Source organism: Alteromonas gilva (genome assembly GCF_028595265.1).
GTDB classification, from domain to species: Bacteria; Pseudomonadota; Gammaproteobacteria; order Enterobacterales; family Alteromonadaceae; genus Alteromonas; species Alteromonas gilva.
Map to the genome: position 1 here is coordinate 1,663,806 of NZ_JAQQXP010000001.1, position 15,148 is coordinate 1,678,953.

General features: G+C 48.4%; 12 protein-coding genes and 1 pseudogene. 10 read left to right on the forward strand and 3 right to left on the reverse strand.

The window, feature by feature from the left end:
* The first annotated feature begins 574 nt into the window (after nucleotides 1-574).
* Both OIK42_RS07360 and OIK42_RS07365 read left to right on the forward strand, forming a co-directional pair.
* A pseudogene (locus OIK42_RS07360) lies at nucleotides 575-733 on the forward strand (DUF1348 family protein).
* Nucleotides 734-1,048: 315 nt separating this feature from the next.
* Nucleotides 1,049-1,888 carry a helix-turn-helix domain-containing protein gene (locus OIK42_RS07365; protein WP_273639500.1) on the forward strand — a complete coding sequence of 280 codons (840 nt, stop codon included), beginning with the start codon at nucleotides 1,049-1,051 and terminating at the stop codon, nucleotides 1,886-1,888.
* A 200-nt stretch (nucleotides 1,889-2,088) separates the two neighbouring features.
* Here the strand turns inward: OIK42_RS07365 and OIK42_RS07370 are convergent, their stop codons facing one another.
* The gene (locus tag OIK42_RS07370) at nucleotides 2,089-2,955 is read right to left on the reverse strand and encodes a TraB/GumN family protein (RefSeq protein WP_273639501.1); all 867 of its coding nucleotides are present in this window, start codon (nucleotides 2,953-2,955) and stop codon (nucleotides 2,089-2,091) included.
* Nucleotides 2,956-3,031: 76 nt separating this feature from the next.
* Nucleotides 3,032-3,526: a DUF2244 domain-containing protein gene (locus OIK42_RS07375; RefSeq protein ID WP_273639502.1), complete on the reverse strand. Its 495-nt coding sequence runs from the start codon at nucleotides 3,524-3,526 to the stop codon at nucleotides 3,032-3,034.
* 178 nt (nucleotides 3,527-3,704) lie between these two features.
* Here OIK42_RS07375 and OIK42_RS07380 point away from each other — a divergent pair, with 178 nt between their 5' ends.
* Complete coding sequence (locus tag OIK42_RS07380) at nucleotides 3,705-4,598, forward strand: sulfite exporter TauE/SafE family protein (protein WP_273639503.1); 894 nt, start codon at nucleotides 3,705-3,707, stop codon at nucleotides 4,596-4,598.
* 153 nt (nucleotides 4,599-4,751) lie between these two features.
* Nucleotides 4,752-6,071 carry an alpha-amylase family glycosyl hydrolase gene (locus OIK42_RS07385; protein ID WP_273639504.1) on the forward strand — a complete coding sequence of 440 codons (1,320 nt, stop codon included), beginning with the start codon at nucleotides 4,752-4,754 and terminating at the stop codon, nucleotides 6,069-6,071.
* A 106-nt stretch (nucleotides 6,072-6,177) separates the two neighbouring features.
* Here the strand turns inward: OIK42_RS07385 and OIK42_RS07390 are convergent, their stop codons facing one another.
* Entirely contained in the window at nucleotides 6,178-7,632 is a 1,455-nt protein-coding gene (locus OIK42_RS07390; RefSeq protein WP_273639505.1) for a family 43 glycosylhydrolase, read from the reverse strand.
* Between the two features lie 504 nt (nucleotides 7,633-8,136).
* Here OIK42_RS07390 and yoaA point away from each other — a divergent pair.
* The 6 genes from yoaA to fadD all read left to right on the forward strand — a co-directional run bounded on the left by yoaA (nucleotide 8,137) and on the right by fadD (nucleotide 15,105).
* Nucleotides 8,137-10,119 (forward strand): DNA repair helicase YoaA, encoded by a 1,983-nt coding sequence (gene yoaA / locus OIK42_RS07395; protein WP_273639506.1) that lies wholly within the window; start codon nucleotides 8,137-8,139, stop codon nucleotides 10,117-10,119.
* Nucleotides 10,116-10,793 carry a tRNA (adenosine(37)-N6)-threonylcarbamoyltransferase complex dimerization subunit type 1 TsaB gene (tsaB, locus tag OIK42_RS07400; RefSeq protein WP_273639507.1) on the forward strand — a complete coding sequence of 226 codons (678 nt, stop codon included), beginning with the start codon at nucleotides 10,116-10,118 and terminating at the stop codon, nucleotides 10,791-10,793. Before yoaA ends, tsaB begins: the two co-directional genes overlap by 4 nt.
* A gap of 168 nt (nucleotides 10,794-10,961) precedes the next feature.
* Nucleotides 10,962-11,282, forward strand: a complete 321-nt coding sequence (locus tag OIK42_RS07405; protein ID WP_273639508.1) for a hypothetical protein — start codon at nucleotides 10,962-10,964, stop codon at nucleotides 11,280-11,282.
* Between the two features lie 231 nt (nucleotides 11,283-11,513).
* Nucleotides 11,514-12,236 carry a Slp family lipoprotein gene (locus tag OIK42_RS07410; protein ID WP_273639509.1) on the forward strand — a complete coding sequence of 241 codons (723 nt, stop codon included), beginning with the start codon at nucleotides 11,514-11,516 and terminating at the stop codon, nucleotides 12,234-12,236.
* Nucleotides 12,237-12,474: 238 nt separating this feature from the next.
* Nucleotides 12,475-13,326: an alpha/beta hydrolase gene (locus OIK42_RS07415; protein ID WP_273639510.1), complete on the forward strand. Its 852-nt coding sequence runs from the start codon at nucleotides 12,475-12,477 to the stop codon at nucleotides 13,324-13,326.
* 126 nt (nucleotides 13,327-13,452) lie between these two features.
* Nucleotides 13,453-15,105 carry a long-chain-fatty-acid--CoA ligase FadD gene (gene fadD / locus OIK42_RS07420; RefSeq protein WP_273639511.1) on the forward strand — a complete coding sequence of 551 codons (1,653 nt, stop codon included), beginning with the start codon at nucleotides 13,453-13,455 and terminating at the stop codon, nucleotides 15,103-15,105.
* The last annotated feature ends 43 nt before the right edge of the window (nucleotides 15,106-15,148 follow it).

The window sequence follows — 15,148 nt, forward strand, 5'->3', positions numbered from 1 at the left end:
ATCAAGGCCCGGGCAGTTGCAATGACAAGGATGTAATCAGGTCCTCAGTTCACGCAGGCCTGAGACGAACATGTACTAACCTGAGCGGGCAATAAATTAAAACCAGATTTAACCGGACTTAATTTTGCTGACGAAAAGCTACTCACCGCAAACGTCAATTCTCTTAGCCTGTATTCTCAAATGAGGTTAATACAAAAAGCTCACTTACTTTCTAACGATCTCAGGCAGGCCTTTATTGCGTTTCTTATTGATAACGTTTCTGGCAACCCAAGCAAAGCTATTGGGTCTGTAGGTAATTCGACGAGTCACTTCGAAATGGTATTTTCCTAACCTAGACAATTTCCGGCTTACGGGAAATGGTAAGGCCTTACCATTCCTCTTCCTCAGTCAAAGAACAACTATAGATGAGTATAATTCACCCTAAAGTGTTTTTTACTCGTTTGTGAATAATGAGTTTAAGCATAAAAATAACAGTCAGATTTAACCGAGAAGGAGGGTTAAAAATGAGTGTTATTTTACATGTTGATGCGAGAATAAGAGCGGTTTTCAATGCCAACCCGGAACACGACTTCTGCTGCGCAAATGGGCTAAAGAACTGGATTGTCGCCTGATCAAAGCATTGTGGGCATTCAGTGAAAATCGCATAGTCGCGAGATATGCCTAAGAGTGGCGTGATGACTCTTCAAACGGGTTTCGTTCTTACGGTAACGAAAACTGGGAGTTTAACGAGTAGGGTTTAATGGTAAACCGTTATGCCTTGCTAAATCATTTGCCTATTACCGAAACGCTTGGTCGTCGACCTGATGAGCACCCTGGATTAGCAGAGCTTGGTTTATAGGAATACGTTCTCCTGAACAATAAAGCACAAACCTGGATAGCAAAATAATGAATGAAATTAAACGCATTCGGCAAAAGAAAAAAGAAACAGATCGGTTCATTTTATTGATAACGGTAGTCACGTCATAAATTGAGCAGTAATGACGTTTGAAGTTATCCCATCAACCCTATAGCCGGTAGTACAGATACCGCGAGATAAGAGACATATGGTATGAATAACTTAAATGGAATACTCAATCAACACGCCTTTACTACAACCGTTGATCATAGCGGCTCATTTTGTGGCGTACGTCACTTTAATAACAGTGGTCGCTTACATCTGCTTGAGTCCGGCACTGTAAAGATTGTTCAGAAGGGAGGTAACGAGATATTACTCGATCGCCCTTCGATTGTCCTATTATCTACTGCTATACCTCATCGCCTGGAAGCAAAGGGAGACTCACCAGCAGCGCTGATTAGTGCCAGCGTGTCCTTTTGCTTGAACAATTCATCAATGTTGCTAAAAGCGTTGCCCGACATGATGTATTTACAGGTAAAGCCCAGTTGTTCAATGTCCTGCACCGTTCAATGGCTGTTTAAAGAAGTATTTGAACAGCGCTTCGGTAAAGACATTATGATCAACAAACTCGGCGAGATATTCATGTTGCAAATGCTCAGACACGCTACTGAACAAGGCAGTTTGCACGAGGGAGCCCTCGCAGCAATAAACCACCCACAAATGCGCAATGTTATCGACGCTATTCATAGCAATCCCGGACATCACTGGACGCTCAATTGCCTCGCTGGCTTGGCTGCCATGTCCCGTTCAAAGTTTGCCGAAAGCTTTAAGAATCTGGTTGGCCAGACGCCTAATGATTACATCACCGATCTCAGATTAGCACAGGCTCAAAAGCTGCTTAAAAACGACAAGCCGGTTAGTTTTGTGGCCAGCGAAGTTGGCTATGAACATGGCTCTGCGCTGGTACGCATTTTTAAGAAAAAGCTCGGTATCTCTCCTCGGCAATGGTTGAAGCAGTCCAAAAGCAAAGCGGCTTGCGTTGTGAATGCATAGGTTCCACTGACAATATCAATTAGGAAATAACATGGATAATATAGCCGACATCCTCCGGCGTATCTCACTTATTGCAGAAGTATTCTTCAGTGGCAAATTATGCGGTATACAGACGTTTTCTTCTGAACAGTTAACTATCTGATGTCCGCTACACCTAAATGTGAACACCTGAGAATATTAACACTTAAGCACACTCGCTGTTAAAGTTGTAAAACCTGATAGCCTTTATTTTGCAGTAAGTCGAGCACACTATCGGCCCCGGATAAGTGCATGGTGCCTACCAGCACAAACTCGGTGGTATCATCCGTCATCATTGCTTCAATCATCGGCAGCCACCGCTGGTTGCGATCAATCAGCAAGCTCTGGTAAATGGCCGGAAAGTTATCACGAAACTGGCTGGCCTGGTTGCGATACAGTTGCTGCATATCACCACTGCGCCACAATGTTTTGAGCTCAGTAATGGTATCGGGTAGCTGTTTAACGTCTTCCAGCGCATAGCGAATCATTTGGTCTTCGTCCTGGCCGCCCAATTCAGCAATGAATTCAAGTTGCTGTTGTGGCGATTCAAACCAGTCGATTTGTTTACGGTCCATCATGGCCCTAAAATAATAAAACTCATCTACTCCCTGACTGGTAAAACCCATTTGGCGTAGCTCCGTGACGCTCAGGGTAATGCTCATCAGGGCCGGGGTGTAATGGGCCATCTCAGCAATATCGAGGTTGCGTTGAGCCAGATGCGCTGACAATAGGCGGTACGTACTTTCCGACAGCGTATCTTTTAGCCGGGTACCATTCTGGTAGGTTAACCGTTGCATCATATCGCGCTGAAACTGGGCGGTATTGAGGCCACCAATGTCGGTTTCAAAGACCAGTTTATCAGCATTGTTATACGCGGTTGCATAAGCTTCGGGTAATGGAAAATCAGCTGGGCTGAGTATGTGTAATGTGCCGCCGATGTAGATACTCTGACCATCCTTACTGATTTGCCACACCGATGCGCTCTGGCAACAGAACGACACTATACCCGTCAGTAAAACACCCAGTAGCAAAACGAGTCGCTTTAACATTAATGGCTTGCCATGCTTAAAACCACCAATCTACCGGTTAACTAGCAGGTAAGCAATGCTCTGCGGGCAAACGCCGTTAATGTTTCCACCAATGATGTCGCCAGGCCGGTATGCCCAGTTTTTTAATTTCTTCGTAAAGCTGGTGTCGGTCGCTTTGATTTAAAAATTCACCAATGGCAACACTGTTATCGCCCGACACTAATTTCACCTGAGGTAAATACCAATCCAGCGGGCTTTCAGCCAGTTCCACATGAGTGTCCTCGCGCAACAAGGAAATACACATTGATTGGCGTTGGTTAGATTGTATATGGATGTGTGTTTGCTCTATGGCAATGGTTTCTTTGCGATAAGTTTGGTGGCTTACCCGGTAAACCAGATAACACAGCAAGCCAATTTCTATACCGGCGAATGGAAACACCACCCATAAACCGAATAATGCCCATGCTGAAGCAATTGTGAATGCTACTATAGCCATTGCCAGCATTAGCCATTTGTTGTGTATCCAATCGGCGGAGCGGTTGGGTTTTAATTCAATCAGACTGTATTTGCCCTGATGTTTAACCTTAATCATGTTGCTGACCAACACCTAGCTTATTGCTGACAGTATAGATACTGAGCAGCCAAATAACAGTAATTAAGCAGAATTTGACAACGCTGACACACGCTGCCCGGGCAATGTAAAACTACCACTGGGATTTATGCCCGGTTTCTGGCAAAGTGCAGCGATTATTGATTGAGTTGTTACGTTCGTGAAAAAGACCATTGCTGCGCATCCGTGGATAACACTGTTAGGCTTTTTGTGGCTGCTGGTAATCGTTACTCATACCCAGTTTCCACAACTTATTGTCGACTCAGGGGCTTTTTTGTTGCTCGGCGTGGTCGGGGCTATTTTTGCTAACGCTACCGGCGCCGGCGGCGGTGTGGTATTTGTGCCTTTTTTCCAACAACTCGAATTTACGCCACAGATGTCTGTCGCCACCAGTTTTGCCATTCAGTGTTGTGGCATGACTGCCGGTGCATTGAGCTGGTTACAATACTACCGCCTTACCCAAACTGGTAACCCTGACTGGCGCCCACTCATGACTGTGCTGAAAATTACCATTCCCATAGGATGGCTGGGGATTTGGCTGGTGCAGTTTGGGTTTGAGCGCTGGTTGCCGGCGCTGGGGTTTACCCACTTTGCCAGTCAGTTGCATTTAAGTTTTGGGGTGTTTTCTATTTTTCTTGCCATTGCCATCCTGGCTACATTGAGACGGCTTAACAGTACAGTGCATACTCAGGATTTAACCGGCGCAGATAAATCAGCGCTGGCATTAATAAGTTTGGCCGGGGGTATCATAACGGCATATCTGTCGGTAGGCATTGGCGAACTGGTTGCTGTCTATCTGATAATCCGGCGTTGTAGTGTCACAATGGCAATCGGCGCAGCGGTTATTCTGTCGGCGTCGGCAGTATGGGCAGGCTCTGTCCATCATCTACTGGTAACCCACGCTATTAACTGGTCGGTAGTGTTGTTTGCCGGCGCGGGCGCTGTTATTGGCGGACGCCTCGCGCGCTATCTGGTGTTGTTGTTTCCGGCGCATCAAATCAAACTGTTCTTTGCCGTATGGGTACTGATCCTGGGCATCCTGAGTATTGTTTAACGCTGATGTAGCCGGCGCCCGGCGAACCACACAAAACAGTCCGTGTGTGAATGGATAGAATTTTTCTTATACTTTAGTATAACACTTGTTGTGGTGTTACTTCGTCTGCTATGGTGGAGTTGTGTCTATTAAATAGGCGAAAGGATGCCACAGATGTCATTTAATCCACACCTACAATATCAGGTGGAGCAACCTAAGTGGAGTAAAAATGCAGTTATCTATCAAGTAAATACCCGTCAGTTTAGCCAGGAAGGTACCTTTAAGGGAGTAACTGCCGGGTTGTCTCACATCGCTGATTTGGGCGCTAACATTGTGTGGCTAATGCCCATTCATCCCATCGGCGAAAAACACCGCAAAGGCAAATTAGGCAGCCCTTATGCGGTAAAAGATTTTCGTGCAATTAATCCGGAATTTGGCGATGCAGCCAGTTTAAAAGAGCTTATCAGCCAGGCTCATGCACTGGGCCTTAAAGTGATTCTCGACTGGGTGCCAAATCACAGCGCCTGGGATAACCCGCTGGTCAGTGAACATCCCGAGTGGTACGCCCGCGACTACAAAGGTGATTTTCGACCTTCGCCCTGGTGGGACTGGAGCGATATCATTGAATTTGATTACAACCAGCCCGGCTTGCGCCAGTATATGATCGATGCCATGCGCTATTGGCTGGAAGAGTTCGATATTGACGGATTCCGCTGCGATGTGGCCGGCTATGTACCCAACGATTTCTGGCATCAGGCCAAAGCCGCACTGGATGCGGTTAAAACGGTATTTATGCTGGCGGAATGGGAAAATCGCGACTTACACGAACAGGCGTTTAACATGACCTATGCCTGGAGCTGGAATGAAGCCCTGCACGACATTGCCCATGGTCGTGCTCCGGTAGACCGCCTGCGTAAGTATTATTCCTGGAACGAGCGAGCCTGGCCGCACAATGCCTATCGCATGACATTTGTCAGCAATCACGATAAAAATGCCTGGGATGGCACGCAGCGAGAACAGTTTGGCGATTGTCTTGAAGCGGCAATAGTACTGTCGGTGTTAGGGGAGGGCATGCCGCTTATCCATAACGGGCAAGAAGCCGGTGAAAGCAAACGCCTGGCATTTTTTGAGCGGGATCCCATCGAATGGCAAGCTGAGCATCCTATCGGCGAGTTATACAAGTTTTTAATCAAACTCAAGCAGCGAGTACCGGCACTGTGGAATGGTGAATACGGCGCGCGCATGCTTCAGGTGCCTAACTGCAAACCCGATCAGGTGTTCAGTTTTGTGCGTCAACAGCAGCAGGTAAAAGTATTTGTTGTGCTGAATTTGTCGGCGGCGCCTGTCAGGGTCACCTTTTCCGAGTCGCTCTATCATAATGAATACATCGATGTGTTCGCCGGTCAGTGTGTCAAGCTGTGTGAATCATTCACGCTCTGTTTGGGACCATGGCAATACCGGGTTTATGTGTCAGCCAATTTCCCGCTGATCTAACCTCAACTATTGCCAAGAGCTTTGGTCAGTTCAGCGGATAACCGCCGAAAAAAGATCATTAAAAAGACGACGAAGATTCGCCGTCTGATGTGTTGGTTTTACACTATCAATCTACATAATTTATGGTCCATCGCTGGCCGTTGCCGCCCCAGTAAGACCACTGCACTATATTAGTGCCGTCGGCAGTACTCATATTGTAAACATCCAGTGCAAGATCGCTCAGATAACTTCGAATGGCATACTGGCCATTGCCAACGTATTGCAATTGCCACTGCTGACCCGCACCACCCCATAATGCCCATTGGGCGATGTTGGCGCCATTCTCGGTGCTCATTTCAAACACATCCAGCGATTTGCCACTGTTGGCGTTGACGATTGTATAGTAACCGCCTCCAATATGAGTGATATCCCATTGCTGATTAGTACCGCCCCAGTAGCCCCACTGCACGACATTGTCGCCATCAGTCGTACCGGCAGCACTCACTTCCATTGCCCGGCCACTTAGTACTGAGGTTATGCTGACCCGGCCATCCCGTAAACGGGTGTCGCCGCTGAAATTAAAATTGCGGCTAAACTGTGGCCAACCGTCATTGCCGAAGTTAATTTTCAATACGTCAAGCCGTGCCGGCCAGCCTGTGCTGGTGGTGCCATCATAATAATGAATGGTTGCCAGATCCTGGGTACCATGGCGTAGATAGCCAAAATGACCAGGGCCAATATAAGTACCATCGGTGGAAAGCACGGTTGTGCCACCGTAATTCCACATATCTACCCCATTTTTGTCCAGGAAGGGCCCGGTGGGGGAAGTGGAGCGCCCCATCACCACATAATAATTACTGTTAATACCGGCGCAGCAGTCAGCAAGATTAGCAAACATATAGTAATAGCCATCCAGATATTGCACTTGCGGCGCTTCAAATTCGTTCCAGTCGCCATTGTTACCTACTGCATTGTATCGGGTGTTATTCAATAGCAACCCGGTGTCTGGGTTGATTTGGCGAATAAAAAGTCCCGCGTAGTGGGAGCCATAAGTCATCCACACATTGCCAGCGGTATCACGATACAGGCCTGCATCAATAGCATTAACCGGAAAGCCTTGCGGCGAATTAGGTTCATCAACGGTGGATACCACCATGCCCAAATCCTGCCAGTTAGGGTTATTGAGCGAGTCTGTTACCATCACCCCGATGGCAGAATGCATACCCTGGCTGTCAGAGAAAGCCGAGTAGTAGAGGTAAAACTTACCTTTCATTTCAATGATATCTGGTGCCCAGAAGTTACCATCAAAACCGGGAACCTTGTTGTTTATCCAGCTTGGATAGGTGTTGGGTGTCACAGGCGATGGGCCGCGGCTCCAGTTTACCATGTCGGTGGAGTAGAGCGCATTGATTGGCAGTGTTGCTGCTCCGCCTCCGGTACCAAAGGTCCAGTACACGCCATCTTCGCGCATGATGGTCGATGGGTCGTGGATATCAGTGGTACCTGAAAGTGTCACAGCTACTGCAGCATTAGCAGCTAACACGCAGACTAAGCAAAGTGATTGAGTTAGTTTTCGTAGCATTAATCTATCCCTTTATTGTGTGTGGGAGGAATGGTTAGTTTGGTACCTCTCTATAGTGCGGTATTAGGACTGCGTACCGTAGGTAGGATAGTTTATAATGTTAAATTATTGTAGTTTTATATTATAATTTAGATAAAATTTTAAACAAAAATATTACATTCAGCTTATGCGCCGCAGATGTATTTGCCCGGCATTAACGATTTGGCGGCGGGTTTACTTGCAAACTGTGATGTCAAGACTGCACTTTACAGGTCTTATTTAGTAAGGGATTGCTGTTGCAAAGACAGGAGTGAAAATATTGAAATGTAAAGATCAAAGGTAATAACCGCGGCTTTAATTGTCTCCAACTTTCCTGTTGATATTTGTAGTACATTTAAACCCTGTTCGGATTCGGTAAGAATGTGCCTGGCAGGCCAACTTCTAACAGCAAAGATAATCAGCCCCTGGCAGACGCATCAACAAAACTTTGGCATAATACGCTTTTTGCATAATCTCAGGGAAACCATGCCCAGCTTAGACGACGTATTTTCGGGCGCTGGTCTGCTTGCGAAGACCATTGATGGCTTTCGTCCCAGGCAAGCACAAACTGATATGGCCAATGCCGTTGCCAACGCTATCACTCACAGTGACAGCCTGATTGTAGAGGCGGGTACCGGTACCGGTAAAACCTTCGCGTATCTGGCACCGGTGTTATTGTCGAAGGGCAAAGCCATTGTGTCTACCGGTACCAAGAATTTACAGGAACAGCTTTTTCACCGGGATTTACCGCTGATCCGCAAAGCGCTGGCCAGCAATCGTAAAACGGCGCTCCTTAAAGGCCGGGCCAATTACCTTTGCCTGCATCGTCTTGCCCAACATGGTGGTAACTCTACGCTGGTCGAAGCCGATGTGCTCAACGAGTTATCAACGGTAAGAGCCTGGGCGAATACCACTAAATCCGGCGATATTGGCGAAATCAAAACTCTCCCGGAAGACGCCCGCGTGATCCCGCTAGTTACCTCAACGGTGGATAACTGTTTGGGCCGCGAATGCCCTGATTACGAAGACTGTTATTTGGTAAAGGCCAGAAAAAACGCCATGGATGCCGACATAGTGGTGGTTAATCATCACTTGTTTTTCGCCGATATGGCGCTGCGCGACACCGGTTTTGGTGAGCTTATTCCAGAAGCCGACTGCATTGTATTTGACGAGGCGCATCAGATACCGGAAATTGCCAGCGAGTATTTTGGTGAGGCCATTTCCACCCGCCAGTTAACCGAGATTTGTAAAGAAATCACCTTGCTTTACCGCACTGTGCTCAAAGACGCAGAACAGCTTGAACGCGCCGGTGAAAAGGTGCGCATGCAGGCGGCTGATTTACGCCTGTTGTTTTCTGACAAATCCCAGCGCGGCCACTGGCTGGAAGCCATGAAACGCGACGAAGTAGCCACCCAGGTGAGCCGTCTGGAAGACGCGGTCGGGGTGTTGTACGACATTTGTAAGCTGCATTTGGGCCGCGATAAAGATCTCGATAACCTGTTTGACAGGATTGTACAAAGTCGCGAAAAGCTGGCGTTGTTTACCACTAAAGAGCACGATGGAATGAGCTTATGGTACGAAACCACGCCGCGCCATATTGTCTTGCACATGACCCCGCTTTCTATCGCCGCAAAATTTCGGCGCTTTGTAGAGTCTGACGATCGTGGCTGGGTATTTACTTCTGCTACCCTGGTGGTGGATGGTGAGTTTACTCACTTTCAGCGCCGCATGGGATTGGAAAATGCCAAAACCATGTTACTTGATAGCCCCTTTGATTATGCCAAACAGGCCATGCTGTGTGTACCGCGCTACCTGCCTGAGCCGCACCAGCCGGCCATGCGCTCGCAGTTAGCTGATATTGCTAAACGCTTAATTAAGGCCAGTGGTGGGCGCTGTTTTCTATTGTTTACCAGTCATGCCGCGCTGCAAGAGGTTGCCGCTACTTTACAGTCGCAAATAGATAATCCGGTGCTGGTGCAGGGCAGTACGTCCAAGCAGGCGCTACTGAGGCAATATCTGGCCGATCCGGCCGCCGTGCTGCTGGGCACGGGTGCCTTTTGGGAAGGTGTTGATGTGCGCGGCAACGATTTGGTTTGCGTTATGATCGACAAGCTCCCCTTTGCCGCACCAGATGATCCACTGTTGCAGGCGCGGCTGGAGGAATGTCGTAAAAAAGGCGGAAACCCCTTTGGTACAATTCAGATCCCCCAGGCTGTTATCACTTTAAAGCAGGGCGCAGGGCGTCTTATTCGGGATCCCAGTGATGCCGGCGTGCTGGTGATTTGTGATAACCGCCTGGTAACAAAGCCTTATGCACAAACGTTTTTGGGCAGTTTGCCAGCCATGAAGCGCACCCGTGATTTGGCCGAAGTCGAATCCTTTTTAGCGGCGATTGAGCATCAGTCAGGCTCGTCGCAATCAGATAAAAGCAAAGAAACAACTAAAGAGTCAGCAGAAGAGCAACAATGAACATTTTAACGATTGATACCGCCACCGAAGCCTGCTCTGTTGCGCTGCAGTACAACAATGCATTGTATACCCGCTACGAGGTATGTCCGCAGCAACATAGCCAAAAAATACTGCCCATGATTGACGCTGTCATGCAAGAAGCAGGAGCCAGTATTGGCCAACTCGATGGCCTGGGATTTGGCCGCGGACCAGGCAGTTTTACCGGCGTACGTATTGCCACGGGGATCATTCAGGGGCTTGCATTTGGCAGCGAACTGCCGGTGGCAGGCGTAAGTACGCTGGCCGCTATGGCCCAGCAGGTCATCGACTCAACAACGGCGAGTGACGTGGCCGTTGCAATCGATGCGCGTATGAACGAAATTTACTTTGGCCGCTTCAGTAACCAGGATGGACTGGCTACCCTGCAAGGAGAGGAAGTGGTTATCGCGCCGGAGGCAGCCCTGGAGCTGCTAGACGACGCACCAGCTGCTTTTGCCGGCACTGGCTGGGCAGCGTATCCTGTCCTCACCGCGCAATTACAAGCGCATGAGGTTAAGGTAAGTTATCCTTATGCTCGTTTTATGCTGCCACTGGCCGAGCGAGCATTATCTGCGGGACAGGGGCAACCAGCTCACGCGGTGACACCTGAATACCTCAGAAACACGGTTACCTGGAAAAAGCTGCCGGGCCGCTAAAACGGCGCGTTTTTTGTATAATTTTATTAGTAGTTGTAGAGGCACGTATCTACCCATGGGTTTGAATGTGGGTATAAAGCGCTATACTGCTAAAAAGCACGCGGATGGGGTTTTTGCTGTGGCACGACACCGCCACAGTTTGTTTAACCCAGATTATTCAATGACTTATTGGTATCATCATTAATCATGGAGATTCGTCAGGCTCTCATTGCGCCATTAATTGAGCGCAATAATAACAGCCCTAAACCTGCATCGCGCACCAGCGATGGGGCGACGCCTGCGCCAGGAAAAGTCGATGCCAAACCAGCGGCACAGCCATTAACCGGTGATGCAGGATCGCATGCAAAAGCGGATGCCTTCAGACGTTCATCCGGTTACGACAAGCCCCAGGGGCCGGCTATTTTAGCGCTCGAAGCCTATGGCAGCCATGAGCGCGAAATAAAGCGGGCAGCAATCCGTGAAATGATGGGGGTGGATATCTATGCGTAAATCCGGCCATCAATTATGCGGTGAGCGGCGGTCAATTCAGCTTACATTCAGTTTTATTTCAGATACTATGTAACAGTAAAAGTGCAAGATGCTGTTTTCTGATCCGAACCAAAGTATTGCGCTGTATAGGATATAGAGTCTTAAATATCCGCAGTAATGCAAACATGGATCCGGCGCTGTTTCCTTAAGTAGTGCTGACTTTCGGATATACGCTGCAACAAAAGGTTTACTATGATATTACGCACAATAGTTGTTCTGTTTGCCCTGAGTTTGTCTGCTTGTGCAATCGTTCCCGAACCAATAAAAGTCGCCGATGAAAGTCAGCTTACCGGATACAATAAAGCGGTGGTTGCCGATGATACTATCGTTGGAACACCAGCGCGGTGGGGCGGCATTATCACCAAAGTAGAAAACAAGCCCAATAAAACCTTGATCGAAGTAGTGCATTTCCCGCTTAATCATTATGGCAAACCCAACACCTCAGAAGACACAGTGGGCCGCTTTAAAGCGGTCATAAATAAATTTGTTGATCCCATTATGTTTGAGGAAGGGCGTACCATAACGTTTGTCGGTACCGTGGGAAAACCCCTGGCTGGCATGGTGGGGGAACAGCCATATATGTTTCCTGCGTTGAATACCGAAAATTATTACATGTGGCGCCAACAACGCATGTACGACACCTCCGGCGTATTTTTTAATTTTTACAGTGGCTGGTACTCGCCGTTTTATCATCCGTTCTGGCGTCCGTGGGGATTTCATTATCCGCGAGCGGTCATTTTACGTTCCAATGACAACCCGCGCTTTAATGGTGGCAGATTTAACGCGATTGCGCCCAGTAACGGCCAAATAATGGGGCCGCTGCGCCGGGACAACGTAAGTCAGTCATCAAGCCGAGCGTTCAGAGGCAACCAGCCAAGCGCCGGCGTGAACAGGCGACAGGTGGAACAACACTGATTTTCGCCCCTCGGGGCAAAATTGGGGCAACAACTGACGGCAGTCGTCTGCCCTTTAGCGGCAACCGATTGGCGCGGTAAGGCAATATCTTGCCGCCCGCCGCTACTCAATTACACAATCGCTGATAGCCAACCCTTCAGTAGGACCGTTAACGTCCAGCCATCCTGATATCGTATTTCGCCTGTACCGCTGTTAAACTTCGTTTCTTTGAAGGTTATGGTGTAGGCAAGGTACGGCAATGCAGCAATGTGAGTTTTTATTATCTGGCGGCGCACTGCGCGGTTTAACTAACGGTGGCACCGGCCCTGTAGTATTAGGACTGCATGGTTTTCTCGATAATGCGGCGAGCCTGGCTTGTCTGGCGCCGGCCTTTAAAGACTATCAGTTTATTGCTCTGGATTTACCCGGTCATGGTAAAAGTTTTCACCGGCCAGCCGGTGCGCAGTATAACCAGCTCGATTATGTGCAGGATATTCACGAACTGGTATTGTCACAGGATTGGCAAAACGTATTTATTGTTGGTCACTCGCTGGGCGGAATTTTAGCCAGTATTTATGCTGCGGTGTTTAGTGAGTATGTCACCGGCATTGCGTCGATTGACGCCTGCGGCCCCTTAACCCTGGAAGCCGATACCACCACTGAACAAATCAGAGCGTCGTTACTGTCCCGTCTGCCCAAACCCAAAAGCGTTGAGCGTGCTACCCCCCGTATTGTCAATCTCGAGTCAGCAGTGCAGGCACGCTGTCAAATGACCGATACCCGGGAAGAACATGCCCGGCAAATTCTCAGCCGCAACATTAAACAGCTGGACTCAGGCGAGACGACCTGGTCGAGTGATCCGCGCCTGCGAACCAAATCAACGCTGCGTTTAACAGCTCAACAAGCGGAAAACATTATGCGCAACATTGCGTGCCCGGCATGGTTCGGTGGCGCGTCAGACAGCTTTAAAAATCTGCAGGATGTCTATGCGGTGCGCAAGGTGTGGTTAAAAAGTAGCCGGTTTGAGTTGTTTTCTGGCGGCCATCATTTTCACATGGTTAATCCAACAGCGGTCGGCGTGGCAATTTGTCAGTTTGTTGAACAAATGTAAACAACAACATTTATCTTTAGATGATCATCCTATATCATAGGCAACAAGTCAGACCAGTAAGCATAACTGGCTGAGTAACACAATAACAAGAGTCGCAGAAAAGACTGACGTTGACAGGAGAGATTGGTGGAAAAAATCTGGCTTGAGCATTATGACTCAAGAGTAGCAGCGGATATCGATCCGGATCGTTACTCTTCTATTATCGAAATACTCGATGAGTCGGTGGCTAAATACGGTGACAAGACGGCCTATATTAATATGGGCCAGACCATGAGTTTCAGCGAACTGGATGCATTATCCAAACAGTTTGCCGCCTATTTGCTCAATAATGGCTTTGAGCCCGGTGATGCTATCGCCATCATGATGCCCAACTTACTGCAATATCCTGTTGCTATGTTTGGTATTTTGCGGGCCGGCATGACGGTGGTAAATGTTAATCCTTTGTATACGGCTCGCGAACTCAAGCATCAGCTCAATGACAGTCAGGCCAAAGCCATTATCATTGTCGATAACTTTGCCCATACGCTGGATAAGATTATATCTGAAACCGGTGTGCGCGAAGTCTTGTTAACCTCGTTAGCCGATATGCTGCCGGCTCCCAAGCGTTGGGTGGTTAACTTCGTGGTTAAGTACGTTAAGAAGATGGTGCCCGATTATGGCCTGCCCGGAGCTAAGTCATTTATGTCGGCAGTTAAAGCGGGCGAAAATCTAAGCTACGAAAAGCCGGAAATGAACGGCGACAGCCTGGCATTTTTACAGTACACCGGCGGTACAACCGGGGTATCAAAAGGGGCCATGCTGACGCATCGCAATATGATTGCCAATCTTGAACAGGTATCCGGTATTTTATCGACAGTGATCACCCCGGGCAAAGATTTAGTGGTCACCGCCTTACCGCTGTATCATATCTTTGCTTTGCTCGCTAACTGTCTGTTGTTTTTAAAGTTTGGTTGTCCTAACTTACTGATCACCAACCCCAAGGATATGCCGGGTTTTGTTAAAGAGTTGAGTAAGTATCCGTTTGCTATTTTGCCTGGCGTTAATACCCTGTTTAATGGCCTGCTCAATACGCCGGGCTTTAGTGAACTGGACTTTTCGCAGTTTAAGTTTGGCCTGGGTGGCGGTATGGCGGTACAGCGACCGGTAGCCGAAAAATGGCAAAAAGTCACAGGTACGGTGTTACTGGAAGGTTATGGTTTAACGGAGTGTTCGCCGGTAGTTACTGTGAACCCGCCGCAGCTCGAAGCGTACAAAGGCGCTATTGGCCTGCCGGTACCGTCAACCGATATTAAACTGGTTGATGAGCAGGGCAATGAGGTAGGTCCTGGCGAGTCAGGCGAATTGCTGGTAAAAGGCCCGCAGGTCATGACCGGTTATTTTAACCGTGCGGATGCTACCGCAGAGATACTTAACGACGGCTGGTTAGCAACGGGTGACATCGCCCGCGCAGATGAACAAGGATATTTCTACATTGTTGACCGGAAAAAGGATATGATTCTGGTGTCCGGGTTTAATGTATTCCCGAATGAAATTGAAGAAGTCGCAGCCATGCACGACCAGGTGCTCGAAGTCGCAGCAGTTGGCGTTCCTCATGATGTGAGTGGTGAGGTGGTCAAATTGTTTATCGTGAGAAAAGACGATTCGCTGACAGCGGAAACCGTTATCTCACACTGCAGAACCCACCTGACCGGGTATAAAGTCCCTAAACATGTTGAGTTTAAAGACGAACTGCCCAAAACCAATGTTGGTAAAATTTTACGGCGCGAGCTGAGAGGATAACCTCTGCTAGCGCCGCCAGGCCTATAGAGAGAGTAGAACCGGC